The sequence below is a fragment of the Leptotrichia sp. oral taxon 879 str. F0557 genome, assembly GCF_000469385.1.
Lineage (GTDB): Bacteria > Fusobacteriota > Fusobacteriia > Fusobacteriales > Leptotrichiaceae > Leptotrichia > Leptotrichia mesophila.
Genome location: NZ_KI271307.1, coordinates 1 through 1,857, shown reverse-complemented (window position 1 = coordinate 1,857; position 1,857 = coordinate 1). Strand labels below are relative to the sequence as shown.

1 protein-coding gene is annotated in these 1,857 nt (G+C 30.0%); it reads right to left on the bottom strand.

Features of this window, described 5'->3' with window-relative positions:
- Positions 1-154: 154 nt before the first annotated feature.
- The coding region (locus HMPREF1552_RS12520; protein WP_021743912.1) for a hypothetical protein at positions 155-1,857 on the bottom strand (1,703 nt) is incomplete at its 5' end.

The window sequence follows — 1,857 nt, the reverse complement described above, 5'->3', positions numbered from 1 at the left end:
TTAATATTAATTATAGAAATTTCAGATAGAAAAGAAACTTATAAAGATAAAAAGAGAAAAACATACAAAGATGGAAAAATAAAATAAATATACAGGACAGAGAAAAAAATATTTACAAATAAAAAAGGACTTGAAGTCCTTTTTTTGTTGAATATTATAAACTTCTATCATATTGAGAACTACTTCGATTATGTACAGCGTTTCTCTCCCTAACTGTATTTTCCAGCTCAATATTTAGATTATTCTTAAAATCATCCCACCAGCCATAAGTGTTGTCTGGAACATTTTCAATTGCCGCTATTACTGTTTTTTCAATTTCTAAAAGTGAAAGTTTCACATTGATATATTCGTGAAGCATATTTGTCATTTGCTTAATGAATTTCTTGCCTGCATCATGTTTTCGCCTAATATAAGCTCCCTTAATTTTCTCATCTGCTCTAGCTTGAGCTTCTCCAAACAACTTATCATATTCAGATTTGTTATTTGCTTTAAAATTTAAAATATCCTTGTCTGTAACTTCGTAGTATCTCAAATGTTCACGAACCAGATCATCAACTTCTTTTTGTATAATTGGTTGGGCCAGTTTTTCAAGCTCGGCTTTTTTACGTCTTTTCTTTTCTTCCAAGTCCGCATAGCTATCATTAAGCTGCCTACGTTTATTATTAATTTCTTGCAGTTCTCGTTCCATTTGAAGTCTTTCATTTAAAATATCCTGCTTTATAGCATTATTCTTGGCTTCCTCCTTTTCTACGTCCTTCTTAATATTTCTCATCAAGGTATCTCCACGTTTTCTTGCTTCATTAAGAACTTCATTAATAAGTTCCTGCTTTCGCCTTTCTGAAACGACATAAGGTTTTTCCGCTTCCATTTTCTTTTCCCAGATTTGTTCATCAAGATTACGTATTTCATTATTTTTGCTGTTTTGTTCCTTTTCCAAAAAATTAATTGAACTTTTTAAATTACTCGCTTCAGTTTCAAGTGTTTTAATCTCAAAATAAAGATTTTCCCTGTTCTTAATCAGCTCTTCAACTTTTTCACTTTTTGAATAATCTTCTATTTTTTTATTGATTGCTTCAAAATCTACATTCTTGAAAATTTCATCAAATAATTTTATTTCTTTTTTAAGATTTTTCTTGAAATTTTTGTTATTCTGTCTCTGATTTAATTTGTCCCTGATTATCTTCTTTATATTGAAAATACGCTTAAAATCCGTAATTTCCTTATTACTTTTTCTTGCCTTAAAATCTGTTTCATAGTTTTTAAATTCATTCAAGAAATCTTCCTTTGAAATTTTTTTCTTTTTGTCAATAATTTCCCTTTTTGAAAGAATTTCTGTATATTTCATAAACTCATTTTTTGAATAATCATTGCTGCCAATCTTACTTTCAAGCTCCTTTTTCTCCTTTTCCATAGCGAATTTTGTCCTGTCAAGATCTTCAGAAGAATTTACTTTTTCAGTCCTTCTGACTACAACTTCCGCACCTTCATTTGAAAACACCTTAACCTTATTTTTTAACTCATTAATGGAAGGATTTTTAACCATAAAATCATTTACAAATTCTTCATTGAAAGTCCTGTAAAAGTCTTTAGTGAACGGAGAAGTCCCGCTCTCAAATTTAAACTTTTTATCTGACTTATTTTTGTTCATCTTGGCTAACTGCCTTTCAATGATTTTGGGCTTCTCCTGAACCTTAAATTCCTCAAACGCCTTTTTATACTCATCAGTTCCAGCAATTAGTCCAAGCTCCTTATTTCTTCTCAAAAATGCACTGCTTAAAGCTGATTTTACTTTTGCTGGATTAACATCACTTACCGTATACTCATCTTTCTGATTATTCTCTTCTGAAAAAGTCCACA